This window comes from Bdellovibrio sp. HCB290, from assembly GCF_047305925.1.
In the GTDB taxonomy this organism is placed as follows: domain Bacteria; phylum Bdellovibrionota; class Bdellovibrionia; order Bdellovibrionales; family Bdellovibrionaceae; genus Bdellovibrio.
Window position 1 is genome coordinate 1,883,292 of sequence record NZ_CP178620.1, and the last position, 23,356, is coordinate 1,906,647.

Annotated in this window: 26 protein-coding genes; 15 read left to right on the forward strand and 11 right to left on the reverse strand. The window is 43.4% G+C overall.

Translation table 11 applies throughout. The features are described 5' to 3' along the window. Positions 1–11: 11 nt before the first annotated feature. Positions 12–713 carry a hypothetical protein gene (locus ACLVWU_RS09325; protein ID WP_413578721.1) on the reverse strand — a complete coding sequence of 234 codons (702 nt, stop codon included), beginning with the start codon at positions 711–713 and terminating at the stop codon, positions 12–14. 165 nt (positions 714–878) lie between these two features. On the opposite strand from ACLVWU_RS09325, the gene ACLVWU_RS09330 reads away from it, so the two are divergent. From ACLVWU_RS09330 to ACLVWU_RS09360, 7 genes are read left to right on the forward strand one after another with little or no spacing between them, the layout of a single operon-like run. After that, a complete protein-coding gene (locus tag ACLVWU_RS09330) occupies positions 879–1,277 on the forward strand; it encodes a hypothetical protein (RefSeq protein WP_413578722.1) in 399 nt (132 codons plus the stop codon). A 44-nt stretch (positions 1,278–1,321) separates the two neighbouring features. Beyond that, entirely contained in the window at positions 1,322–2,179 is an 858-nt protein-coding gene (locus ACLVWU_RS09335; protein ID WP_413578724.1) for an alpha/beta hydrolase-fold protein, read from the forward strand. Next, positions 2,176–2,496, forward strand: coding sequence for a KH domain-containing protein (locus ACLVWU_RS09340; RefSeq protein WP_413578725.1), 321 nt, complete (start codon positions 2,176–2,178; stop codon positions 2,494–2,496). The genes ACLVWU_RS09335 and ACLVWU_RS09340 overlap by 4 nt, the downstream gene beginning before the upstream one ends. An 8-nt stretch (positions 2,497–2,504) precedes the next feature. Further along, positions 2,505–3,446 (forward strand): hypothetical protein, encoded by a 942-nt coding sequence (locus ACLVWU_RS09345; RefSeq protein ID WP_413578726.1) that lies wholly within the window; start codon positions 2,505–2,507, stop codon positions 3,444–3,446. A 12-nt stretch (positions 3,447–3,458) separates the two neighbouring features. Further along, on the forward strand, positions 3,459–3,830 hold the full coding sequence (locus tag ACLVWU_RS09350; protein ID WP_413578727.1) for a methylglyoxal synthase: 372 nt from the start codon (positions 3,459–3,461) through the stop codon (positions 3,828–3,830). A 14-nt stretch (positions 3,831–3,844) separates the two neighbouring features. Beyond that, the gene (locus tag ACLVWU_RS09355; RefSeq protein WP_413578728.1) at positions 3,845–4,609 is read left to right on the forward strand and encodes a tetratricopeptide repeat protein; all 765 of its coding nucleotides are present in this window, start codon (positions 3,845–3,847) and stop codon (positions 4,607–4,609) included. An 11-nt stretch (positions 4,610–4,620) separates the two neighbouring features. After that, positions 4,621–4,815 (forward strand): hypothetical protein, encoded by a 195-nt coding sequence (locus ACLVWU_RS09360; protein ID WP_413578730.1) that lies wholly within the window; start codon positions 4,621–4,623, stop codon positions 4,813–4,815. Here ACLVWU_RS09360 and ACLVWU_RS09365 read toward each other — a convergent pair. Further along, positions 4,812–5,297, reverse strand: a complete 486-nt coding sequence (locus ACLVWU_RS09365; RefSeq protein WP_413578732.1) for a hypothetical protein — start codon at positions 5,295–5,297, stop codon at positions 4,812–4,814. The genes ACLVWU_RS09360 and ACLVWU_RS09365 overlap by 4 nt on opposite strands. 264 nt (positions 5,298–5,561) lie before the next feature. Between ACLVWU_RS09365 and ACLVWU_RS09370 the strand changes: the two genes are divergently transcribed. Beyond that, a complete protein-coding gene (locus tag ACLVWU_RS09370) occupies positions 5,562–6,383 on the forward strand; it encodes a TIGR02147 family protein (RefSeq protein ID WP_413578734.1) in 822 nt (273 codons plus the stop codon). Continuing rightward, a complete protein-coding gene (locus ACLVWU_RS09375; RefSeq protein WP_413578736.1) occupies positions 6,380–7,378 on the forward strand; it encodes a hypothetical protein in 999 nt (332 codons plus the stop codon). The genes ACLVWU_RS09370 and ACLVWU_RS09375 overlap by 4 nt, the downstream gene beginning before the upstream one ends. A 17-nt stretch (positions 7,379–7,395) precedes the next feature. On the opposite strand, the gene ACLVWU_RS09380 is transcribed toward ACLVWU_RS09375, so the two are convergent. Further along, complete coding sequence (locus tag ACLVWU_RS09380; RefSeq protein WP_413578738.1) at positions 7,396–7,992, reverse strand: septation protein IspZ; 597 nt, start codon at positions 7,990–7,992, stop codon at positions 7,396–7,398. A 195-nt stretch (positions 7,993–8,187) separates the two neighbouring features. Next, on the reverse strand, positions 8,188–9,549 hold the full coding sequence (locus ACLVWU_RS09385; RefSeq protein WP_413578740.1) for an MBL fold metallo-hydrolase: 1,362 nt from the start codon (positions 9,547–9,549) through the stop codon (positions 8,188–8,190). Between the two features lie 136 nt (positions 9,550–9,685). Between ACLVWU_RS09385 and ACLVWU_RS09390 the strand changes: the two genes are divergently transcribed. The 3 genes from ACLVWU_RS09390 to ACLVWU_RS09400 all read left to right on the forward strand — a co-directional run bounded on the left by ACLVWU_RS09390 (position 9,686) and on the right by ACLVWU_RS09400 (position 14,117). Continuing rightward, positions 9,686–10,462, forward strand: a complete 777-nt coding sequence (locus ACLVWU_RS09390) for an NADAR family protein (RefSeq protein ID WP_413578741.1) — start codon at positions 9,686–9,688, stop codon at positions 10,460–10,462. A 2-nt stretch (positions 10,463–10,464) separates the two neighbouring features. Further along, a complete protein-coding gene (locus ACLVWU_RS09395; RefSeq protein ID WP_413578742.1) occupies positions 10,465–11,646 on the forward strand; it encodes an aminotransferase class V-fold PLP-dependent enzyme in 1,182 nt (393 codons plus the stop codon). A 149-nt stretch (positions 11,647–11,795) separates the two neighbouring features. Beyond that, complete coding sequence (locus tag ACLVWU_RS09400) at positions 11,796–14,117, forward strand: Fic family protein (RefSeq protein ID WP_413578744.1); 2,322 nt, start codon at positions 11,796–11,798, stop codon at positions 14,115–14,117. Here the strand turns inward: ACLVWU_RS09400 and ACLVWU_RS09405 are convergent. The 5 genes from ACLVWU_RS09405 to ACLVWU_RS09425 all read right to left on the reverse strand — a co-directional run bounded on the left by ACLVWU_RS09405 (position 14,095) and on the right by ACLVWU_RS09425 (position 19,003). Then, positions 14,095–14,472, reverse strand: coding sequence for a hypothetical protein (locus ACLVWU_RS09405; protein WP_413578745.1), 378 nt, complete (start codon positions 14,470–14,472; stop codon positions 14,095–14,097). The genes ACLVWU_RS09400 and ACLVWU_RS09405 overlap by 23 nt on opposite strands. 26 nt (positions 14,473–14,498) lie before the next feature. After that, positions 14,499–15,656: a PQQ-binding-like beta-propeller repeat protein gene (locus tag ACLVWU_RS09410; RefSeq protein ID WP_413578747.1), complete on the reverse strand. Its 1,158-nt coding sequence runs from the start codon at positions 15,654–15,656 to the stop codon at positions 14,499–14,501. Positions 15,657–15,671: 15 nt separating this feature from the next. Further along, complete coding sequence (locus ACLVWU_RS09415) at positions 15,672–16,478, reverse strand: tetratricopeptide repeat protein (RefSeq protein WP_413578748.1); 807 nt, start codon at positions 16,476–16,478, stop codon at positions 15,672–15,674. 163 nt (positions 16,479–16,641) lie between these two features. Further along, complete coding sequence (locus ACLVWU_RS09420) at positions 16,642–17,757, reverse strand: Glu/Leu/Phe/Val family dehydrogenase (RefSeq protein ID WP_413578749.1); 1,116 nt, start codon at positions 17,755–17,757, stop codon at positions 16,642–16,644. 112 nt (positions 17,758–17,869) lie between these two features. Next, entirely contained in the window at positions 17,870–19,003 is a 1,134-nt protein-coding gene (locus tag ACLVWU_RS09425) for a hypothetical protein (RefSeq protein ID WP_413578750.1), read from the reverse strand. A 116-nt stretch (positions 19,004–19,119) separates the two neighbouring features. Between ACLVWU_RS09425 and ACLVWU_RS09430 the strand changes: the two genes are divergently transcribed. The 3 genes from ACLVWU_RS09430 (at position 19,120) to ACLVWU_RS09440 (ending at position 20,752) form a co-directional block, all read left to right on the forward strand. Continuing rightward, positions 19,120–19,941: a TIGR02147 family protein gene (locus ACLVWU_RS09430; RefSeq protein ID WP_413578751.1), complete on the forward strand. Its 822-nt coding sequence runs from the start codon at positions 19,120–19,122 to the stop codon at positions 19,939–19,941. A 279-nt stretch (positions 19,942–20,220) separates the two neighbouring features. Then, positions 20,221–20,511: a BrnT family toxin gene (locus tag ACLVWU_RS09435; protein WP_413578752.1), complete on the forward strand. Its 291-nt coding sequence runs from the start codon at positions 20,221–20,223 to the stop codon at positions 20,509–20,511. Then, a complete protein-coding gene (locus ACLVWU_RS09440; RefSeq protein WP_413578753.1) occupies positions 20,498–20,752 on the forward strand; it encodes a CopG family antitoxin in 255 nt (84 codons plus the stop codon). The genes ACLVWU_RS09435 and ACLVWU_RS09440 overlap by 14 nt, the downstream gene beginning before the upstream one ends. A gap of 34 nt (positions 20,753–20,786) precedes the next feature. Here ACLVWU_RS09440 and argS read toward each other — a convergent pair whose 3' ends face one another. Further along, positions 20,787–22,532: an arginine--tRNA ligase gene (gene argS, locus ACLVWU_RS09445; RefSeq protein WP_413578755.1), complete on the reverse strand. Its 1,746-nt coding sequence runs from the start codon at positions 22,530–22,532 to the stop codon at positions 20,787–20,789. Further along, positions 22,529–23,152 carry a hypothetical protein gene (locus tag ACLVWU_RS09450; RefSeq protein WP_413578756.1) on the reverse strand — a complete coding sequence of 208 codons (624 nt, stop codon included), beginning with the start codon at positions 23,150–23,152 and terminating at the stop codon, positions 22,529–22,531. The genes argS and ACLVWU_RS09450 overlap by 4 nt, the downstream gene beginning before the upstream one ends. Positions 23,153–23,356: the final 204 nt, after the last annotated feature.

Here is a 23,356-nt window from a genome sequence, read left to right on the forward strand (position 1 = left end):
TTATTGGCTTCTTACATCGCCGGAAATTTTAGTTTTGGACATTTCTTTTTCAGGAATGCTGCCAGGTTTTTATCGGAATACTTCACGTAAGGATCACCTTCTTCGCTATAACTGAAGATATCACCAATGTTTAAAGTACAGGTTTTGCCGTTTTCATCGGTGAATGTGCCTTTATTGCGTGGTGCCCCTGTGGGCGCGGAACCCATCTTAAATCCGGCATCGAAGACCAAGCCTTGATACTTGGTGATCTCAACTCCACCTTTGTTGGTTTTGGAAATTTCAGATGTCACCTGGATCTCGGCCTTGTTCATGCCCTTAAGTTGAGCTGTATCATAATCAAAATAGTATTCATCACCTGCCGTCGAGGTGACCGTTAGGTGGCGCTGTTCCTCGTTCCATGCAAAGGTCGGATTCTTATAACGATGTGGGAAAAAGTAAAATTCCCGAGCACCTGTCGTTTCAGAAACAGATCCTGAACCAAAGGAATTAAACACCATCATGTTCCCGTCATTTGCGAATAAGTAAGCGCGATAAAACATCGTATTAAGCTTGAAGTTGTTGATAGAGATAAAGCAGTCGCCTTTGGAGGTTGGTCTCATCTGCACTTGGATAGTTCCGCCACGCTCTACGCGATCCTGGCAGGTTTGACTGTCCTGAGCTTGAGTGGAAGCGAAAACCGGCATCGCGAACAATAACGAAAGCAAAAGTTGCATAAAAACCTCACTGAGTTCCTTAAGCAAACCTCAGTGCAAGAGAGCTGTCAGTAAGGGAAACGCAGCAGCAAAACATTTCTTCAACAAAAGTTTAACCAATTCTGGACTCGATGTTCATTAACCTTTCGTGGTTTTATAAGAGTCTCCCATCAAGAGGGTTTGCCAATGTCTACTTTTTCCGACGAATTTAGAAAGTATCAAAAACAAGAACGCCGCTTAACAGGAGCGATCGTTTTGGTGTCTGTATTGGCGCCGGTTTCTTTTACTCTATTGCTGGAAAGAAAATTTCATTGGTCCGTGTGTGGAACAACAGCATTGTTATTCCTAGTGTCGGCCGTGGCACTGCATGTTTATCGTTCTCAAGTTTCGCAAAAGCTGTTGGCGAAGTATGAAACTCTGGATGTGGGTTCCGTACTAGCTAAGAAAATTTCCCCGAAAGCCCCCAGCCGTTTTGTGATCACTAACACTGGTTACAATCATTTTTACCTGCGCTGCTTGAATACCGGCGAGCAAGTTCTCGTGTCTAAACACAGAGTTCGTGAAGATTTCGACATTGCAAATTGATTTCAAGATTCTCATAGCGGAGCCTATCCAAAATGGAGGCTTCAGTGAGACCGTTTGCGCTGTTTGTGGCGTTGATTTCATTGCTTTATCTGGAGACATCTCTTGCGGGTGTTTCGGAGCCTCGTTGTTCCGCTAAATCCTTTAATGGCGTCAAAGTAAAATACTGTATCAGTGATGTGGATCGAACACGCAACGAAGACATCGTTTACTTCTTCCACGGAATCTCGGCATCAGAAAAGTCCTGGTTTAAAAAGGGCGACACCCAATCCATTACTAAAGAATGGTCACGCCAGGGGTACGAGCCCACTGTAATGACAATATCTTTTGGGCCGGTTTGGATGTTGGTTGAAAATAGAAAATACCAATATCTTCCACTGTTTCGCGATCAAATCTTACCCTTTTTAGAGGGCCAGGTCGGAGGACTTCGCCAGGGACGCCGAATGATCATAGGTCAATCCATGGGAGGATTCAATGCCGCCCAGGCCAGCTTGAAAATGCCCGGCTTATTTGAGCGCGTGGTTTTGTTATGTCCAGCAATCACTGTTGTCGGCCCTTATTCACCCCAGCAGGATATCAACGAATATAAAAGGCGCACACATGCTGAAGGCCTTTTAGTGGACTCCCTAGTGGGGATTTCCCAGCGCTATATAGTCGACAATAATGATTGGGATATTCACAACGTCTTAAATCTTCCTGAGCGATATCCCATGGGAGTTTTGAAACCTCGTTATTATGTTTCAACTGGACGGGGAGATAACTTTGGCTTCCAAGAGGGTTCAGAGATTTTTGCCAACACAGCTATTAAGTCAGGCTTCCAGGCACAGTCGGTTCCGGTCTTTGGGTATCACTGCAGCTTTGACCGTCGGGGAGTATCCAATTTCATCAGAGGAGTTTCACAATGAACAATGATTTCGAACCATATAAAGGATTTAAAGATGAAAACCGCATCAAGGGTGAAGATGTTAATGCGGATGCCTATCGCGAAGAGGTTCGCGAGCTGATTGAAAAATTGGTTCGTTTCCTGGTGGATCAGCCTGAAACTGTGACAGTCACCACTTACGTGGGACCCAAGACGACAGTCTATCGTGTGAATTGTGCCAAGGATAATCTGGGGCAAGTGATTGGTGCTCAGGGTAAAACCATCATGGGTCTTCGTGCCGTGGTCCATGCAATGACAGCGCGAAATGGAATTCGCTCTATAGTGGAGATTCCGGTTTAGGCGGAGTAATGACAAAAAACTCTTTGTTCATTTTAGTCGTCCTTATTGTGGTCGGATTTGGTATCTGGTTTACCAAGTTTGGTCAGGAGCTAAAACGAACTCAGACCCTGGTGACGGAATCCAAGGACGACACTCAAAGGCTCCTAAAGCGCCGAACTGCTGCCGTCCCTGAAGTCACCTCTGGGGTGCCACAAAACTCCCTGAAAAAAGACCAGCTCCAACAGGAGGTTCAGGCTCTTTCGAATCAGCTTCTTCAGGAAAACCAAAAACTTGATACTCAACAGCAGTATCTGGATCAGTTGCGAGAACGAAGCAATCCGGATCGACTGGAGTTCAATTATCGAAACCAGGTCAGCCAGGCCCATCAGGAAATTGAATATTTAACGGACACCTTAAATAACGATCAGTTCAGTGAGTCCCGTTTGCAACAAGAAGTGCAACGCCTGCAAAGCGAACAGGATGTTTCGATTCGTTACTATAATCAGCAGATGGATCAAAATATTTTGCAGCAGGAAGCGGTAGTGCAGAAACTTCAACAAGATCTGCAGGACTGGCAGCTGAATTTTAATGATCTGACGTTACAAGCCCAAAGGGTTCAGGAGCTGCAAGGGCAATTAGCGGAACAAACCCAACTACTTCAGGATATGAAAGTGCAAAAGCTCCAGCTTGCGGCCCAATCACTGGAGCGAACGCAACAAATTCAGAACCAGGCCCGTGATGTGGCAAGCCAGAATACCAATGCGCGCAGTGAAATTCAGGAAGAAATCAACTCGTTACGGGAAGAAATTCAACGACTGGAGTACTCCTATCGCCAGACACGTTTCACGCAAATGTCAGCCCAGGCTCAAATTCAACAGGCAGAAAGAAATTTACAAGGTCAAGAGGACGTGATTCGATCTATTCGTGAGCTGTTGCAGGAAAAACAAACTCAACTTAACCAGCTCCAGTAAGGTTCAGTCATAATGAAAAAGAAGCATCTTGCCCTGATTGCCCACGACGGTAAAAAAGCCCTTATGGTGTCTTTTGTCCGGGACAATATTGAGGAGTTTAGAAAATATAAAATTTCTGCGACAGGAAACACAGGTAAGCTTTTACAGGCCGCAGGTCTTAAAGTAACCTGCAAATTATCAGGCCCTTTAGGGGGAGATGCACAAATCGCCGCGGAAGTCGCAACCAAGAAATGTCATGGCGTGATTTTTTTCAGGGATCCGTTGGGAATGCATCCCCATGATCCGGATATTTCCATGCTGATGAGAATTTGTGATGTTCATAATGTGCCGCTCGCAACAAATCCGATCTCGGCAGAACTACTGATTCGTGGATTGACGGAATAACAGAAAGGACGATTATGGAGATTTTTAAAAACAAGAAGGCCCTGGCACTGTTGCTTTTACTGGTTATCCTGATTGTGATTTTTGTGATTTTCTATCCCAAGAAAACAGCGACCGACGTCGAGGTGGGTGGTGAAGTCGGGGAGATGAAACCTCCGGTGATTCCTGAAAATCTTCAAACCCGTACTCAACTTCCAAGTGGAACAGATCAAGTAAAAATTCTGGATAATCCGAAACCTGAAGTGCCCCCATTGGAGTTAAACGCAGGGAATTTTGAAAATCTTGTTCTGAGATGTTTCAAAGGGGAACCCTGCGTCCTGAAAGACGATCCAACTAAAATGTATCAGGAGTTTAAATCTGCTGGTAATAAACGGGCCATGGATAATTTGATTTCTTTTTTGAGATCCAAACTAAGAACACCAGAATTTAGAGACAAATATAAAGACGTCGTCAAAGACATGATCGCTGATTATTACCCACCAGAAGAAAAGCAGTTTCAAGAGGCTGCCTATTACAATTACCTGGGTGATTTAAATAAGTCTTTAGAGTTGTATTTGGATCTTCAAGCTAAAGCGAAACATAATCCTAATCTGAAAAATGCTCCCGCTTTGAATATCGCCAATACCTATTATGATTTGCGTAAATACGCTGAAGCACAGCCTTACTATGAGCAAGCCTTGGCAGAGTTAACTTCAGGGGCTGCAGTTCCTACTCCAGACCCCACACAATTTGTTGAAGAGCGCATCGCCGAAATCAAAGCCCGTCTTTATCACTATCAATAAGGTCTTAATATATGGATGAATCTGATTTCGAAGGAACGGAAGTTTTGGAACAAGTCGCAGCTATTGGAAAGCTGGATGATTTCTTTGAAGCCATTGATTCTGATGATTTTAGCCGGGCCGTTTCCTTAATGAAAAAGGCCCGTGTAGATTCTGAGACGATTGCGATCGTCGTCAAAAAGATGCAGGAAGTAGACGGCCAACACTAAATTGAGTAGCCGTATTTGCACGAGACAGAAATGTATCTAATGTATTTGTTTCCATCGCGTGGATCTTTGGTAGTCAAAGTGGCGCGGAAAGTTGCATTGGCATTATTACCTCGAACCGTTTCGGGTTGAGCAATCAAAAGCAATTGAGTGGATTCATACTTTTTATCCAAAACCTGGATTGTCAAAACTTTTTGAGAGATAGAAGCTACGCTGGAGATAATAGCAACTTCGTAGCCTGGATATTGCTCTTGTGGTTTAGAATAAGTAATTTCACCTTCACGAGCTTCATTGATTCTGTGAAGTTCTTTACCCTCAACGATAACGGAAACTGCAGCGGAACTATAGTCTCCCGGAATATCAGCGATCAATTTTGTTTTGCCAGAATCTGATACACATTCCAGAGAAGCATTCGCCGAACCTGCATATGAAACCGATGAGAAACTAATCACAGCCATTGCAATTGCCAAAATACTTTTAAACATAAAAATTCTCCTTTAGTTTTGTGTTTTGCTATGCGGCTTATTTAATCTGGTTTTTTTGAGAGTGCTCGTTAAAACATCGATATGGTGACCTGTGGGCACCACAAATCCCTAGATTCACGTATTTCCCATCAGTTTTAGGAATATTTTATAAGCTTTATTGGGAAAATATCGACCAGATGCTGTTAAATTTCTTTTAAAAGAAAACGGTTACCAATGGGCACCACGGAAGTGGATTAAAACCGCCAGCTCTATTATAAAGCCTCCATGATTTCTCCATTAGAATACCAGGAATACCAGCCGTTTTTGCGTGACCTTTTTGCCAGTAAGGTGGCCCACCGAAATATGAGTCTGCGCAGTTTTGCCAGAATCGCCGGCATCAGCCATTCTTATTTGTCCCGCGTGATGAACTCGCAAAAAACACTTTCCATTGGTGCTGCCAGCAAGATCAGTCAGATTCTGGATATGTCTCCTGAGGAAGAAGCACATCTGATGCGTCTTGTGGCTAAAGATCAGCTGCATGAAAGTTCCCGCAGCGGTCAGCAGCTTCGTGCACGTATTCTAAAGACCCAACGCAATTCAAAATCTGTGATCTCCCAAGACAGCTTTAAAGCTGTGGCCGAGTGGCATCACTTTGCAATTCTGGCCCTTTTGAATACAAAAGACTTCAAAGGAACTGCAAAATGGATCGGGGAGAGATTGGGAATCCCCCAGGAAGTGGCCAAGGAATCCTTCGCCCGCCTGGTTAAAATGGGCTTTATCGTGAAAGAAAATGGCAAGTACGTTGTCATGAATAATGGCGATATCCAGACTCCGCATGATGTTCCTTCCCAGGCTGTGCGCGAAAACCATCGCCAGCACCTTCATTTGGCGGCCTTGGCTTTGACGTCACAGCCAACTGAACAGATTGAATTTCAAAATGCTTCAATTCCTATTTTGAAATCAGATATTCCCAAGGCCAAGAAACGCCTGCGTCTTTTTATGGATCAATTCATTCGCGATCTGGAAAAGAATCCTGGCGAAGAAGTTTATCAGATCAACCTGCAATTTTACGGACTTTCCCAAAATCCTAAAAAGGATCTTCTATGAAAATGTTCTTATTCTTGATGATCAGTGTTTTGGCTGGGACTGCTTTTGCGGCTCCTCGTGTAAATAATGGTGGCGGAGGTTGGGCTTGCAGAAACAAACAATCTGGCGAGGTTCTTTGGGTTAAAGCTGCGGATTTAACGAAGGTTGAATTCTATAGTCCAGGAAAGCTGACTGAAAAAGACGGACATGTTTGGGCTTTGCTGGCTGAGCAACATAATTTGATTGAAAGAGCTTTGCCACGACTGGCGCAGATTCTAAAAAGCTATCCACTAAACATTTCCCAAAGACTTCGCTCAGTTCCAGAGGCTTTAAGTTATATCCCTGATGCGGAACTTCGCTATAAACCGCCAACAACAAGCTGCCCAGGGGGCGTGGTTTCTTTTGTTCAATTGGCAGATGCGAATTTGGATGGAGAAATCATTTACTCAAAACGCGTTTGGGATCTTCCAGTATTTTCAAACTATCAAAAAGCAGCTATTTTGCTGCATGAAGAAATCTATTATGCGCTTCGCAAAGTATTTGGTGATGGCAGTTCATATCGCACACGCCAAATCATCGGTTTGATGTACTCAGGTTTGTCTGATTTTGAATTAAACCGTCAGGTCGAAGAAGTATTGAACGATAAAGCCCGTGTTCAACAAGGCATTTTCGGCTTTGCCAATGGTCCGGCTTTGTTCAACGTTCAAGTGACCTGCACATTAAACATTAACGATGGTGAATATACGTACAGCTGGACTCCTGATTTGGAAGTTCCTGAATTCTATATGGTGATTCATGGATTTAAGTTCTTCGTGGATATCAACCCCGTTGATGGCAGCCCAAAACGCCTGCAGATCAAAGAGATGAGCAGCAAATTCAGCGCGATTTCCGAAATCACTGAAACAGTTCCAACATTCAACTCACTTAAAAGAGTTCAGCTTTTACTAAGAGGCGAATCCTCAAAAGCACGCCTGGCTTGCGAATCGAACAGCGTGTTGGATAATGACCCATTGTAAATAGGGGATAGGGGAAACTACTCCCCTCTTGTTGAAGGCATCCATTTCAGCTTTAACAGTAAATTCCAAATCTGCTGACTGAATCCAATGGTGATTGCCAGTAAAATATAAAAGCTGCCAGTTCCAAATAGCGTTCTAAAGATAAGCGATTCTGTAATCGATGAAGTCGATGCAATCCAAAAATAGATCAAAGCTTTAGCAACAAAATAGAGCAGCCAAAACAAAGTTATCAATCGAAAGAAGAATGTTTTATCTGGAGACGATTCAGTCGAGACCCGGCCTTGTTGCTCAGCGACCTCTTCCACCAAAGACTTAGGCCTAAACAATGAAATCCCAAAATAGGCACCGATAAAGAGACTTAATATTCCAGATTCGTATTTAAAAAACTCAGCATTTGCGGATAGCAGATCTACAAGCCCAAATCCACATATCAAAACGAAGGAAAAAATCATAAACGGATTAAAAGGGCGTTTTTTAAGTTTCAAAACAACGATTTGAACCACAGAAAAAACCAATGCTGCGGCAATTGCAGGTTTTAACCCATAAAAATGATGGGTGAATTGAAACAAGATAATAGAACCAAAGTTTTCCAGAACCCAATTAATGATCTTCATGGGGAATAAACCTATTTCATTGAATAGAACGAAGCAAAAGATCGTGGATTAGGACTATAAATTAACGCAGGAAGATGCCTATAAATACTTCTGATAAGTTATATTATGTAACATCATATATGCATTAGATCTGATTAAACCACATTAGAAGCTATTTTTTACGTTCTAAGGCTTTCTTTTAATGATTTAAATTACCTAGTTTACCGCAATGGCTTGCCCCATTCTAGGTACAACAGTATCCAGACTCAAATCCCGATTTATTCGCTTTCTAAGCTCATCAGCCGCAAGGCTTTCCCCATGCACCAAAAAGACTCTTTCAGGCTTATTAGGACCTGATTTAAGCCATCTTATAAGCTCGGTTCGATCTGCGTGGGCTGAAAATGAATCTGATGAAACAACCTTGCAGTTAATATCCACATAAAGACCGTGGATTTTAATCTCTTTTGCGCCATTTAATAAACTATGTCCGCGGGTTCCAGGTGTTTGAAATCCAGCCAATAAAATCATGTTGCGTGGATCTGAACCAAAAGCTTTCACATGATGTAAAACTCGGCCGCCGGTCATCATGCCGCTGGCTGCAATGATTATTTTAGGCCCGGATTTATCATCATTTAAAGCTTTGGAATCTTCAGCGGTTTTTACACAATGAATTTCAGCCATTATCTCAGCGAATTGACCTGATCCAAGGCGATGAAAATCATGATACTTTTCATACAGCTTTGAGACCTCCAGGCCCATTGGCGAGTTAAAATAAACGGGGATTTGGACGGGTATTTCACCGCTCTTTTTTAATTCTGTGATTTCAAACAACAGGTTTTGCGCCCGCCCTACTGCAAAACTTGGAATCAAAAGGACTCCCCTTGATTTTGTTATCTCTAAGATACATTTTTTTAGAACGTCTTTTGATAGGACAGCTGAATGATCGCGATCTCCGTAAGTTGATTCCATAACCACAAAATTTGCTTCAGGTGGAGCTTCAGGTTCAGGCATTAAGGGATCAGAATACCTGCCTAAATCTCCTGAAAAATGGATTTTTTTAGACTCATTTGATACAGAAACAGAGGCCGCCCCCAGAATGTGCCCTGAGCTGAAATAGTTAATTGTTAATGATCCGATTTGAAATGGCGCGTGCAGTTTTACAGGCTTCAATAGTGGCAAAGTTCGTTCAACATCTTCGGTAGTATATAATGGCAGCGCGGGAGTATGCTTTGAGAAGCCTTTTCGATTGGCGTAATCAGCGTCTTCCTCTTGAATTTTAGCGGAGTCTAAAAGAATAATTTCTGTTAGTTCTAATGTCGGCTCTGTACAATAAATCGGACCTTTAAATCCTCTTTTAACCAATAAAGGCAAAGCCCCACAATGATCCAGATGAGCGTGGGTCAATACGACAGCGTTAATATCTTTTGTATCAAATGGGAAGTCCTTCCAATTCAATTCGCGAAGCTCTTTAAAGCCTTGAAACATACCGCAATCGACCAGAATCTGGGTGCCGTGATTATGTACCAAAAACTTTGAGCCAGTCACAGTTCCCGCAGCCCCTAAAAATTCAATTTCCATATACTCCCCTTGATCTATTTTTGACCACAACGCACCCTATTCGGAATTTATTTCGTCCAATTGCGCACTCAGTCAGAATTGTATTCGGTGCGAAGATTGGCTAATCTTTGCGCACGTTTTTGCGTAAGGGGGATTTATGACTAAAACGAAGTTTCTTTTCATCGTATTTACTTTCACGGCGCTCCTGATTTCATGCACAGATTCAAACAGCAATCAGGCTGGAAAAGATTTAAACCCCAACAGCAATACGGACAACTCATGGCAGGTTGCCTATCCGGCTCATTGGTGGAAACCAGTTCCGCGCGAACAGGCAAAAAACTGGGAAATATTGCCTCAAGATGCTGGGTTTATGGAGGTCGTTTTAAGCAAACGAAATGAACTGGGTATTTTATCGAATTTTTCTGAAAGCTCGTTTGTATTCCATGGGGTTTGTTATCCCACTGTGGAAGCTTTCTGGCAGATGATGAAATATCCAGAAACTGAAAACGATCCGCGCTGGACTTGGGCAAAAAACTGGAAATATACGCGCCGACAAGTGTCTCAACTCAATGGTTACGCCGCTAAATCTGCAGGAAATTATGCAAACTTCCTGATGGATAAAAATGATGCGAACTGGGTGACCTTTGAAGGTAAAGTAATTCCATTTGCGACCAAAGAACCTCAGGAACATTATCAATTGATCTGGGATGTTTTAATTGAAAAAATCCGCCAGAATCCAGAGGTTCTAAAAACTCTAATCGCAACCAAGGATCTTAAGCTGATCCCAGACCATGGTATATCCGACAAAGCACCTCGTGAATGGCACTATAATTTGCTGTGGATGGATATTCGTAAACTGATTCAAGAAAACCAGCTAAACCTTGAGACTCAGGAAGATCTTTCTTTGAAAACCTGCAAAGGTTTAAATAAGTAATTATGTTTCATAGTTTTACAGGTGAGTTTGAGAAATACAAAGACAGCCGTTTTATTAATTTAAACAACGGAACCCTTGGACTTTCTCCTTCAAGCGTTATTGATCAGCAAAAGACTGAGCTTGAGCGATTCGAAATGAATACGTCTATGGGTTACGGCGAAGCCTGGCAGCGTTTATGGGTCATCCAGGAGCGTTTGGGCTTATTCATTAATGCCAAAGCATCAGATCTGTTTTTACGTCCCAATGTGACGCTTGCGATGAATGAAATTATCATGGGACTTAGTCTCCCCGATGATTCTGAAATCCTGACAACACACTTTGAATACGGTGCCGTAGTAAAAATTCTTAAAATGAAAGCGCAAAAAGACCGGCTTTCTTTGCGTTTTATTCAGCCCGAAGATTTGTATAAGGATATTACTGCAGATCAGGCCGTTGAGATCCTGGCTAAAGAATTCACTGATAAAACCAAGGCCCTGGTCATCAGTCATATCTTTATTGGTAATGGAATCGAGATGCCTTTAAAGAAGTTAGCATCTATTTGCCGTAAAAAAGGTGTCCTTTTGATTATTGATGGAGCTCACGCTCCAGGTATGCTGAACCTGGATTTCAAATCGGACCTTAATGACGTCGACTTTTATGGCGGCAACTTACATAAATGGATGATGGGTCCTAAAGGAACTGCCTTTGCCTGGGTGAATCCCATTCATCAGGAAAAAACCTTTCCTGTGTATGGATCCTGGACGACGGATTCAAATGCTCCTCCGACAATGCATTCTTTTGCCAATCATCCATTTGCGCAGCGTATGTTATGGTCGCACACCTTTTCTTTTAATGCTTTTTTCGGTCTGGAAAAGTGTTTCGATTTTTGGGATCAGTACGGCAAAGAATTTATCTTTAAAGAGATCGCTTTGCGCATGAAGTATCTTGAAGATGGTCTGCAGGCAAAAGGCCTGACGCCTTTAAAGTCCGTAAATGCAAAAGTTCCGGCCAGGCTTCTTGGTTATGATCTAAAACAGCTTCCTAAGTTTGAATTTGAAGGTCTATTTATCAAGGGTTCTGATCCCCGCATACAGGTCGGTCTTCCAAGGATCCCCGGAGCTTCTATTCTAAGACTGACTCCCCATATTCAAAACACCCAGGCTGAATTGGATGCTGTGATTTTGGCTTTTTCAAGGCTTGTATAAGCCGTGCACACCTGACGACGTAAATTGCTTCTTTCTCAAAATGAGACGGGGAGTTGGTTCACTCTCCCCGTTCAGTTCCTTTATAGAGCTTATTACTGAGCACAGGGCTTGCTTTTAGATTCCATCAGAGAACAAGAGGAGTCTATTTTATGCCTATGCATAGACTGTTTAATTTTATCCTGTCACTGGTGCTAGCGATCAGCTTTATGAGCCCTGCGCAAGCGGCTTTAATGTGTGAGCAGGTATTTACAGATCACCTGATCAAAGCTCGCGGCACCGAATTCGGTCTGCGCTCTGATTCAAAACAGGTTGAAACTCCTCACGAACTTCTTGAATTTGCCGGAACCAAAGCCAAGCTTTGGGCCACACTTAAAAAGATTCCTGTCGAGCGCAGAGCTCAAATCGAACACCTTCTGGCAGCAGTTGAGTTCTTCGATTACACACACACTGCAAAGCAAATTCTTCCAAATTTCCTTGATGGCAAACACGATGTTTTGGATTTTTCCAAAATGTACGATCGTTGGGGTGAATCCACTGAAGCCGCTCCATACAAAGGCTTCTTAAACGCCCGTGATAACTATCTAAGAAAAGAAAAGCCAGCGATCACTGCAGACCTTTTGCCTGAAATTCATAAACGCATTATGGAAAATGGTGTTGAGGGAATTGCTCCAGCTCAATTGGGTGTTTGGCGTAATGGTCACTGGATGGGTAATGTTGCCGGTGACTTCATGATGATTCCTAAAGAAGTTAAAATTGTCGAATCCAATCCCTATCTTGCTTGGCAAGAAAGCACATCGCCACGGGTAACCATAGACTTAAATGCAGGACTTTGGGAGAAAATCAAAATCTGGGGTTCTCAAAAGGATATGACTATCGGTGGTGGAATGGTCACCCTGATCAGCGGCCGTATTCACTACCCATTTGTGACGACTCCAAGACAAGAAACAGTGGATTTAATCAAGGATTCACACCCGGAGCTGTATTCAAAGTTACTGGAGTATCGTAAAGAAAAAGGTACATCATACGCCGGTCAAGCCACGCCGGAACTAGAGCAAGCCTTCACTAAAGCTTTGGTTGAAAATCGTTTTGCGAAATTCAATTCAGAACGCACAGCTTTGGGTGAAATCAAAATTGGCGTTAACGAACAACAATACATTGATATCGTAGCAGACTTCCAACGTGACTTGGTTGCGATCCATCCCGTACTAAATGGCAACGGCCGCACAACTCGTTTGTTCATGAATTACCTTCTGACTAAAGAAGGTTTACCACCAGTACGTCTGGTGGATCCATTCCTTGACGTTCAGGTTTCACAAAAAGAATGGCGTGAATACGTTCATAAAGGTGTTGTTAACAACGCCAAACTTCAAACAGATATTTTGTACCGCCTTGAAAATGGTTTGACGATAGAGCACTCGCCAGAGTTGCTGTATCCGGGCCTGCCAGAGATGGTTAACATCTCTTTGAAAAAACAGGGCAAAACCACAGAGGTAAAAAACTACGCACAAGCGAAAGTTGATGCAGAACAGTTCAATGCCTTCTTGAAAACTTTGTATCAAGCACACCCGGAATTAAAGCAAGACATCCAGAATGATCGTCTGCGTAAGATGTCCCGTATTGCTGACATGTTTGTGGAATACTACAAATCAAAAACTATCCGCTACATCCATGATAAAGATGGTGAACGCGAAATCGCCCTTCGTCTGGTAGATCCTGACTTTATCGAGATGTTTGGTAAAAACAAATCCGCTTCCAAGTTCCAATGGGACGCTAAAATTGATCGCTGGTACGACAAAGACCTTTTGGTATGGCGTGGTCTTTCGAACAGACATCGCGAGCCGTCTCGCCAGGAACTATTGGATTTCTTTAAGACACCGACTTCTCACTTGGTATCAAACAGCGTTCTAAGGGCGATTCACGCTGGTAAACCACTGGTGGAAGCGATTAAGAGTGACTTTGTTTTGTATAATAAAGAAGCCATTAATGGCGACATGGTGGATATGGCGATTGACCATCACCGCAGCGGTCCTAAGTATGGAAACTCTTACGGTTACTCGACTTCAAAACGTGAAGTCGTAGGTAAAGCCTTCGCCATGGGTGCCATGGTTGTTGGTAAATACGGTGACCACCAAGATCCAGCCCTTCAGGCGCAATTGAAATCCCGTGTTAACGTGGCCTCTTACCGTGCCCTTAAAGATGTGGATTTGGGTCGCTTGAAGGCCTTTGATCCGAACTTCTCATACACTTACGGCCGTCAGGCTGAAGTTATGGGTATCGGTGGTACAGATCCAGACGCTGTCATGCTAGTACAAAGATTGGATGCAAAGGGTAACGTTACTGAAACCCTTTTAAGAAATACTGATAAGCCATTTGAAGTATTAGTAATCGAAGGTCGTTACGTACCTGGAGAAGGTCCATTGCCGGTCGCGAAAATCAAGGAGCGCCTGACTATTCAGCAAGCCACTCCTTAAATCCTGCTTTCTGAGCAGCTGCAAGGTCCTTACGATCGATTTCGTAGACATTGCAGTTGCCGGTAGGACTGCCGCAAACTTGAATTCGCATCATCCCATCATTTTGATTTTTTGTAGCGTAGACCTGGATAGTTCCCAGGTCTTTTTGCATTTCAGCGATCGCGATTTTTTTACCCTGACCGCATTGCAAAGAACCATCTGGTTTGAATACCTTCACACGATCCGTTGTATTACTGGTTGTCACAGCAGCTCCTGGTTCTGTCGTAGAGGCTTTTTTCTTCTCCCCACGGCAATCACCGTGAGAACAAGCTGCCAAAATAAGTACTGGAATAAGTGCCGTAATTAATTTTTTCATCGCTCGTTCTCCCCGACTTTAATCAGTTAGTAGTTACTTCGAACCCATTGTGCATCAACGGCGTATAAATTGGCTTCCCCAGAGATGAAATACACACGGTTGGCCGTTTCATCCACTTGTGGAGAGGACAGGATTCCTCGCCCGGGCTCCATCGAACCCAAAGGTTGACCGGTTCCTGCATCTAGGAATTGCAAATGCCCTTGGGATTCACCGAAGGTCAAAATACCTTTAAATAGCTTCACCTGAGTGGCAATCCCATCCTTAACCTTGAAACTCCAAACGGTTTGACCATTGGTTTTATTCAAAGCCAGGACCTCACCGGAAGTCGTTGGGTAATAAATTTTATCAGCTGCCACAGTCACCGAGCTATAACCACCCTGATCTACGCGCCACAGGACTTCGCCTTTGGCTGCAGACACGGCGTAAAGCTTGTCATCGTAACCAGCGATATAGATTTGATCGCCGTCCAGGATCGGACTGGCATCGATATCGCGGAAACGTTTGTTGCGATTCAACTGAAGTTCCCATGCAACAGCTCCGGTTTTAGCATTAAACGCCACCAAGGAACCGTCAGAGAAACCAATATACAAGACTCCGTTGCGAACTGCTGGTTTGCTCCCCCCACGAATCGAGAACACAGAAGTGTCTTGACGTGAGTACAACCAGACCTGACGACCTGTTGCTGCATCTAAAGCATAAAGAACGTTATTTCCCGCTAGGAAATACACCACACCATCATCAAGTAATGGTTCAGACAGATTTTCGGACTTTGTTGGGAAAGTCCACTGCACGCGGCCGGTGGATGCTTCGATGGAATAGAAGTTACCATCACTGGCACCCACAAACAGGCGATCACGAATCATCGTGGCACTCGGTTCTGCGCCATTTTTAACTGGCAACTTCCACTTCAACTGACCGTCTGTGCGACTGTAAGCTGAAATGGAGTCCATGCCATTTCCCTGAATCACAAGATCGCCCACCAAAAGTGGCGTCATGCGGTTGATTTTTCTGAAACCCAGATTTTCCTTATAAGTAGTCTGGCGAACCCATGCTGTCTTAACTTCAAAAGTTCGTTTGCTGTTATTAAGAGCGCGCCACTGGTCCACAGTCTTATCAACTGACTGATCCACTGTCGTACAACCCATCATAATTAGAGCCACAGCCCCCAGATACAAAAACTTCATCTTGATCCTTGAATCTTAAAGATTCTTTTTTGCCTTCAAAAGGCGAAGATATTTAGCTGCTTCACGAGTTGAAGCTGAATCCGCTGTTTGCGAATCTGCATTTTTAGCCACTTCAGTGTAAAGTTGCTCTGCTTTTGCAGCATCATTCAAAGACTCATAGCAAAGGCCTTGGCGCAATTTAGCTTCGTCGTGTGCATAGGAGAATGATTTTGAGGAAACGATCACATCCCATTTCGCTATCGCAGATTTGCAGTCACCTTTGTCAGCCAGGACGTTACCCATTTGCATCCAAACCAAACCAGAAGTCAGGTCCGACTTGTTCAAACCCGCCTCAACCTTGTTCAAAGACGCCAAAGCTTGGTCATGCATTTTGTAAGACAAATAGATATCGCTCAAATTCAAAGCAGCCATTTGACCTGCTGTTGTTTTTGGGGAGTCATTCAATAGGCTTTCAAAGCCCGTGATCACAGTGCCATAGTCTTTTTGCACATCGCCCGTTGGCTTTTTGCTTGGATCTACCACTGGAGCAGTCTTTTTGTCTTTAGCGGCCGCCGCAGTCACTTCAGCACGCAAAGCCTCGTCAAACCCACGCTTTTTTTCTGTGTAGGCTTTTTCCAAAGAGAAGTACTTACCTTGGGTTTCAGTTTCTTTTTTGGAAGAAAAATAATTCATCAAAGACACACCAGCACCGATAACGATGAAAGCAAAAACCGCCGTGATAACGATTTTAGAGTGAGTGGTCGTCCATACAAAACCTTCTCTTAGGGTTTTTGTGACTTGGTCTGGATTCTTCAAATCTTCTTTAGAAAACTTCGTGCTCAAGATAATTCCTCGCTGTTAATAAATACTTAGACCGAATAATTGTTAAACTGGACCCCCATAGAGTCAACCCCGAGCGCCCTCTAGTTCACTGCGTCGATACGAAATAAAAAGGCCCGTTACCAAATGGCAACGAGCCCTTAAGTTTTCATCCAATTGGCTTGGATTATCTGTTGTAAACTTCTTTCAACGTTGTGAATGAACGAGAAGATTTACCTGGGTGACGTTGTTTCAAGCGACCAATTGTGTTGATACGCTCTTCAGCCATACGGTCCGCAGCAGTGTGCGTGCCGATGTTTTCACGTTTCGCGATTTCATAAACCTTAAGGATGTTATCGTAAACGCGTTTCGTTTTTTCAAATGCGCGCTCTGGAGAGTAACCCTCAAGTTCAACGAAAACGTTCATCAAACCACCGGCATTGATCACGTAATCTGGAGCGTAAAGGATGCCCAATTCTTTCAATTGATCACCGTGACGAGCTTCAGCCAGGACGTTATTCGCGCCACCAGCGATCACTTTAGTTTTGAATTTAGTGATGGATTGATCGTTCACGATCGCACCCAATGCACATGGAGCCAAAATATCGCACTCAGCAAAAAGGATTTCATCAGAGCTTACCGCTTTAGCGCCGTAAGTTTCAGAGATCTTTTTAGTGCGAGCCATGTCGATATCAGCAACGATGATTTCTGCGCCCTCTTCTTTAAGGTACTTAACAAGGTTGGAACCCACGTTTCCAAGACCTTGAACCGCTACGCGCATGCCTTTCAAAGCATCTGTGCCGAATTTTTCTTTAGCAGAAGCTTTGATGCCCATCAAAACACCGTGTGCAGTGTATGGAGATGGATCACCAGAACCACCGAAATCTTTAGGAATACCAGTCACCCATGGAGTTTCCATGTAGATGTGTTCCATATCCTGAACAGAAGTACCAACGTCTTCAGCAGTGATGTATTTACCATTTAAAGAGTTCACGAATTGACCGAAAGCACGGAAAAGGCCTTCAGATTTTTGTGTCTTCGCATCGCCAATGATAACAGCTTTACCGCCACCCAAATTCAAACCGGATGCCGCAGCTTTATAAGTCATACCTTTAGAAAGACGTAGAACGTCAACCAACGCTTCATCTTCGTTTTTATAGTTCCACATACGAGTACCGCCCAAAGCAGGCCCCAAAGATGTGTTATGAATTGCGATGATTGCTTTTAGACCAACAGCTGGATCGTTACAGAAAACAACTTGCTCGTGGTCACCATGTTTAGAGATTACCTCAAACGTTCCCATGGAATATTCTCCTTAATTAGAATTGCCTAGGGATCATTGTTCCATTTGAGTAAAAAGACTAGCACTTATGCTCAGTGCTAGATGCACTGAGCTAAATATGCGGATGGGAAGATTATTTGCAATACCCTTCGCGATACGCGTTTTTAACATGTTCATATGCTCCGAGTTGGCAAGTCGATGAGCTATATGCATCAGGTTTCATCTCGGGAAAGTAAACTCCGAGATCACTGATATAGAGGGAGTAGCTATGTGGCCCATTGCATCTCCCCTGAGTTCCTTCAAGTTTGCGCAATTCACAAGTGCCCAGTTTCTTTACTGAAGCCAACCGTCCAAAACCCTCGCTCGTCATCACTTCATAGCCCATATTCCGGTTGAAACAAAAGCCTTCTGCCAGGGCTTCTTTTACATTTTGATATGCGCCTTGCTGGCAAGTTGCAGACTCTTCTGCGACGTTAGTTAGTTCCGGATGGAACAATCCTAGATTCCTAATGCGAACCACATAACTATCACTGCCATTGCAATTGCGAGTTTGACCGATATTGATAACTTCGCATTGACCAAGTCGACCGATTTGCGCTTTACGACCCAGGCTTTCAGAAGATTCAGTCACAAGCTTATAGTAATCCAACTCACTGATCGTGCTATGGCTACGAGGCTTTACTGCCAATTTCTTCACAGAAGTAACTTCCAAAAATCCGGAAATTTGATTTGAAAGGTGATACTCAGACACCTCACCGTTTGGAATTTCCAATCCGGCAAGTCCCGCCAGCTCATGATGAACCAGCGCATACTGATCGTCCGCTTTTAGCGAGGCAATTTCTTTCCGATCGCAGATGACCTTATCGTCAGCACTGATAAATCTGCAGATTTTAGAAGTAGAGCCTACATATATCGGATATCCAGAATCTCCCTCACTCAAACACTGAAACTTTACCTGGCGAATGATCTGGGACATTCTTTGCTTGTAAGAAATTTCCGAGATCCCAGTCGGGAACTGAAGATACCTGTGTCCCTCGCGCCCAATCCAAAGATTAATATCAGAAGTAATTTCTTGTAGACGAGCCTCGCAGGTATCGCCACCACCAGTGGCAACTCCACCCATGGCTTTCGATCTTGAGATCTGCTCAACTGACCCTTGAAGGGTACGATCCTTCGGGGCATTTGAAATGTTAAGCGGCTGAGCAAAGGCGCTCAAATTCGTCATTACCACTAGAGTAAAAGCGATTCTGGATAACTTGGGATTCATAGGTGGCTCCTGTTTAGTTAGGTTGCAATTCGTGGTCCCAAAATAAGACAGGATTTGATGCGCCGCCATAGTATTTTAGTCTAAAGATCAGGTGAATAATGACCGATAGTCATTGTATGTCTAAAGCGTTGAATATATTCGAATTTAATGACTATCGTGCCTTTATAAAGAGATGGCTGGAGGACGCTAAGACGCAAAAGATCTCGAACCTCACGCGGCTAGCAGAGATTACTCAGGTCCACCCCACGTTCCTTTCCCACGTCTTAGCAGGCACTAAAGAACTAAGTCTTGAGCAAGCCGCTCTTATTAGCGAGCACATTGGCCTTACGAAAATCGAGCAAGAATATTTCTTTGTGATCATCAATCTGGAGCGCGCCGGAAATCTGAAACTAAAAAAATACTGGCAGGATAAAAAGAGTGAAATTGAAGTCGAGAAGAATCGACTTTCTCAGCGCTTTGAAGAGCACAATGAACTTTCAAACGAACAGAAAGCTGTTTTCTATTCAAGCTGGATTTATGCAGCAGTTTGGAGTTCCACTGCCATTGAAAATGGTCAGACCTCAAATCAGATCTCTGAAAGATTCAGACTTACGCGCTCGAAGGCGGAAGATATTATTTCATTCTTACTTCAAACCGGACTTTGCAAAGAAAGCAAAGGCACATTCGTAATGGGCGATGCACATTTGCACATACCTAACGAATCGCCCCTTGTGGTTAAACATCACACAAATTGGAGAATGAAATCGATACAGAAAATGGACAATCGCGAAAATGATGAATTGTTCTTCACCGCTCCGATGTCAATTTCCCAAAAGGATTTTGCCGTTATCCGTGAAAAGCTGACTGCATCTATCAAAGATATCGTTGAAGTAGCGAAAGACTCATCAGCAGAAGAAGTCGTTTGCTTAAACATAGACTTCTTCAAAACCAACACATAACCATTAGTTATTTCCGAATCTCGTTAGACAACTACCGTCGCCCTGACTTTACCACTCTTACGATATGGAACATCCCCTGCAATACAGCGGCATTCGGAGGTTCTATGACAAGATCCCACAAGCTTAACAAGGCAATCGCAGAACATTTTGAACAGCTGACACCTGAGTCTCGGCTTAAGAGGTGCCATGTGGCACGTAATATATATGAGCCCTCCATATCAATCCTAAGTGTTTACCTTTAATGTATTTACATTTTTGTATTTACAAGGTAAGATAATAATGACAAAGATTCACGGCTTTGATTGGGATCAAGGAAATATTGGCAAGGTTCAGAAGCATGGATTAACGATAAAGGAAATCGAGATCTTCCTTGAAAGAAACCCCCTGCTTTACTCGGATATTAAAAATTCAACGAAAGAGACGCGTTTCTTTGCGTTCGACCGGTTTGGAAACAAAATCTTATTCGTGGTTTTCACAATTCGAGCTATCGAGGGAGCCTTAAAGTTCAGGGTAATCTCGGCCCGCTATGCTCATAAAAGAGAATGGGAGAAGTTCAATGGCAAAATCTAAAAAGAAAAAGTCAGACTCTGACCCACTTGAGAGAGATATGTCTTTCCTTTTAAAAGAAAAAGGAAAATGGGTTCGTTTAAATGAGCTCTTCCAACTACAAAAGAAAAACAAAACTATCACTTTGCGAGTCAGCGACGATTTACTCAATGAAATGAAGAAAATCGCCAAAGACGAGGATATTGACTACCAAAAACTGATAAGAAATATCCTCATCGAATATGTTTCTAAAAGAGCATCTTAGAGACATTGAAGACAGCCTCTACTAAGAAAGCAACTTACATTTTCTCGGGCGCTGGCATACCCAAAACCGCCATACCTTGCTTCAAAGTTGCTCCAACAGCAGCACTCAAAGCCAGACGAGCTTCGCGAATGGATTCGTCTTTTTCGGTACCAATCGGACACTCATGGTAGAAGACGTTAAATTTCTTCGCCGTCTCATATAAATATGTGCAGATTGCCGCAGGTTTATAATTTTCTGCAGCCTGTGCCACCGCAGAATTAAAACCGGAAACCGCCTGCATCATCTGGCGTTCTGCCGGATGAGCAAGCAACGACCAGTTCACAGTTTTTTCTGTGCGCGGGAATTTACGCAACAAACTTTGAATACGTGCATGGGAGTACTGAATAAACGGACCAGACTCGCCGTCCAGTTTCAACCACTCGTTCATATCGAATACGATTTTCTTATTCGTATCCATACGAAGCATTCCATAGAAGATCGCACCTTTCGCCACTTGTGCAGCGATCAAGTTAACATCCTCTTGGGACCATTCATCTTTATAACGAGCCAGGTACTGAGTCTTAACGTGTTCTTCCATGTTACGAACCAGATCATTCAAAGGAACGATATTGCCCTTACGGGAGCTCATCGCACCATCTGGAAGTTCCACATAGTTATATTGAAGATGGAAGCAGTTCTTAGCCTGTTCAAAACCCAGCATTTCCAAAACACGGAAGACTTGTTTAAAGTGCAAAGCTTGGCGCATATCCACGATGTAAACTGACTTCTCGATTTGTACGTCCTGGAATTTATGGCGCGCCAATAAAAGATCTTTAGTGGCGTAAAGACCTGTGCCATCAGATTTCAAAAGCATGCAGAAACCCAGATTTTCAGCTTCTAAATTCTTACCGATCGCACCTTCGGATTTTTCAAGTTTACCTTCAGCATAAAGTTCTTTAACCCAGGCTGCAGAGGGAGCGTCCATTTCTGATTCAAAATACCATTCGTCGAATGAAACATCAGCCCACTTATAGACAGACTTCATCAATTCGATGGACCACTCGCGAGTTTCTTTCCAAAGGTCATAATAAGGACCTTTTTCGGCTTCCAACTCTTTAAGAATTGCCGTTAGTTCCTGGCGATTCAGATCTTCCTGGGGAGTACCGTTTTGATCTTCCAAAAGCAAATTGGCTTTGGAATACATGCGACCCAACCATTCACCTTTTCCAGTTGCTGGAACAGGCTCCTGATTGTGTTTTTTCATGTACCAAAGGCATTTCGCCACGTGAGTTCCCATATCGCCTGGGAAAGTCGCAGAAACGATTTCGCGGCCGGCATATCTCAACATACGAACGATAGAATCGCCAAGGCACAAGTTACGCATGTGACCCACGTGAAGCTCTTTATGAGTATTTGGCTGAGAGTACTCGATCATTGTTTTCGGTGCTTTTTCAACCAGGGCTTTTTTGAAGTGCTCGCCGGTCAAAATAGGATTCAATACTTTTTCACCAAAAGCCTGGGGAGCAAAAGTCAGATTCAAGTAAGGTCCAGCGGCCTGTGCCTTAATAAGGTAGGAATCCAATTCAATATTAGCTGCCACTTCGCCAGAAATTTGCGGAGGGCCTTTTTTCAAAGATTTCGCCAAAATAAAGCAACCATAAGCCAAATCACCCATTTCAGAGTTTGGTGGCTCAACAAGGGCTTTATAGATTTCGTCTGTAGATAAGGAATGACCCATCTTTTGAATCGCTGCTGCGATTTTTTCAGTGGCTAAAAGGCGGATTGAATCGTGTTTAATCATATAAATTTCCAAACTAAAAAGACGGCAGCCCAAATGAGCGACATAGAAAGAATGAATATACTGATTTTTCGGTGAAATTTAAGGTCTTTTTTAAGCTTTGCGACTTCTGCGTTCAAAGCCTGCTTTTCAACGGAAAAACCATCTAATTTGCGCGATAAAACCGACATTTCAGCCTGTCTTTCGGCTTTTTCTGATTCCAATTCCTGCAAAGCCTTCTGATGTAAGACTTGCGGGCTTTGATTCATGAAATATTGCGGCGTCAAACCCGGGATTTTTTCGTTCAAAATCGAATACCACTGAAGAGCGCGCCAAACATGCGGGGGAGCTTCATCGCCTTGCTTTGTCCATCGAGTCCAGCTGCTTGGATCGACCATTAATAATTGACTCATTTTGCGCTGCGAAAGCCCAAGACCCAAACGAATCGATTCCAAATCCCCCATCTGACGACGAAGAACTGAAACCTGGGCTTCATAATGCATCCTCAAAGAGGTCTTTGAGCGGGGAGCATCCTCCCCTGCCTCCATTTCAAATGAAGGGCTTAAAGAGCCCTCGATATACCCCTCGTTTGAAACGTCGTTTTCAGCAGGGGTCTGCCCTAGACCCTGGGTCTCCATATCCATTTAGAACCTCCCATACTGTTGTTTTTCACAATATTTATATTGTTATTCGCATTGAAAGACGTTGTGAAATACATGTATACTTTAAAAGACCCAATTGGGGAGTCAAGCTAAGTCTTTGAAACCACAAAAGAATCCGCCCTGGGTACCCCTATAGACCCCCTTTTCAATTCAGACTATAGCTTATAGCCATAAGCTATAGCACTA

Coding starts and splice junctions, on each gene's coding strand:
- ACLVWU_RS09325 (WP_413578721.1), bottom strand. CDS start 713: ATGCAACTTTTGCTTTCGTTATTGTTCGCGATGCCGGTTTTCGCTTCC.
- ACLVWU_RS09330 (WP_413578722.1), top strand. CDS start 879: ATGTCTACTTTTTCCGACGAATTTAGAAAGTATCAAAAACAAGAACGC.
- ACLVWU_RS09340 (WP_413578725.1), top strand. CDS start 2,176: ATGAACAATGATTTCGAACCATATAAAGGATTTAAAGATGAAAACCGC.
- ACLVWU_RS09345 (WP_413578726.1), top strand. CDS start 2,505: ATGACAAAAAACTCTTTGTTCATTTTAGTCGTCCTTATTGTGGTCGGA.
- ACLVWU_RS09350 (WP_413578727.1), top strand. CDS start 3,459: ATGAAAAAGAAGCATCTTGCCCTGATTGCCCACGACGGTAAAAAAGCC.
- ACLVWU_RS09355 (WP_413578728.1), top strand. CDS start 3,845: ATGGAGATTTTTAAAAACAAGAAGGCCCTGGCACTGTTGCTTTTACTG.
- ACLVWU_RS09360 (WP_413578730.1), top strand. CDS start 4,621: ATGGATGAATCTGATTTCGAAGGAACGGAAGTTTTGGAACAAGTCGCA.
- ACLVWU_RS09365 (WP_413578732.1), bottom strand. CDS start 5,297: ATGTTTAAAAGTATTTTGGCAATTGCAATGGCTGTGATTAGTTTCTCA.
- ACLVWU_RS09370 (WP_413578734.1), top strand. CDS start 5,562: ATGATTTCTCCATTAGAATACCAGGAATACCAGCCGTTTTTGCGTGAC.
- ACLVWU_RS09375 (WP_413578736.1), top strand. CDS start 6,380: ATGAAAATGTTCTTATTCTTGATGATCAGTGTTTTGGCTGGGACTGCT.
- ACLVWU_RS09380 (WP_413578738.1), bottom strand. CDS start 7,992: ATGAAGATCATTAATTGGGTTCTGGAAAACTTTGGTTCTATTATCTTG.
- ACLVWU_RS09385 (WP_413578740.1), bottom strand. CDS start 9,549: ATGGAAATTGAATTTTTAGGGGCTGCGGGAACTGTGACTGGCTCAAAG.
- ACLVWU_RS09390 (WP_413578741.1), top strand. CDS start 9,686: ATGACTAAAACGAAGTTTCTTTTCATCGTATTTACTTTCACGGCGCTC.
- ACLVWU_RS09395 (WP_413578742.1), top strand. CDS start 10,465: ATGTTTCATAGTTTTACAGGTGAGTTTGAGAAATACAAAGACAGCCGT.
- ACLVWU_RS09400 (WP_413578744.1), top strand. CDS start 11,796: ATGCCTATGCATAGACTGTTTAATTTTATCCTGTCACTGGTGCTAGCG.
- ACLVWU_RS09405 (WP_413578745.1), bottom strand. CDS start 14,472: ATGAAAAAATTAATTACGGCACTTATTCCAGTACTTATTTTGGCAGCT.
- ACLVWU_RS09410 (WP_413578747.1), bottom strand. CDS start 15,656: ATGAAGTTTTTGTATCTGGGGGCTGTGGCTCTAATTATGATGGGTTGT.
- ACLVWU_RS09420 (WP_413578749.1), bottom strand. CDS start 17,757: ATGGGAACGTTTGAGGTAATCTCTAAACATGGTGACCACGAGCAAGTT.
- ACLVWU_RS09425 (WP_413578750.1), bottom strand. CDS start 19,003: ATGAATCCCAAGTTATCCAGAATCGCTTTTACTCTAGTGGTAATGACG.
- ACLVWU_RS09430 (WP_413578751.1), top strand. CDS start 19,120: ATGTCTAAAGCGTTGAATATATTCGAATTTAATGACTATCGTGCCTTT.
- ACLVWU_RS09435 (WP_413578752.1), top strand. CDS start 20,221: ATGACAAAGATTCACGGCTTTGATTGGGATCAAGGAAATATTGGCAAG.
- ACLVWU_RS09440 (WP_413578753.1), top strand. CDS start 20,498: ATGGCAAAATCTAAAAAGAAAAAGTCAGACTCTGACCCACTTGAGAGA.
- argS (WP_413578755.1), bottom strand. CDS start 22,532: ATGATTAAACACGATTCAATCCGCCTTTTAGCCACTGAAAAAATCGCA.
- ACLVWU_RS09450 (WP_413578756.1), bottom strand. CDS start 23,152: ATGGATATGGAGACCCAGGGTCTAGGGCAGACCCCTGCTGAAAACGAC.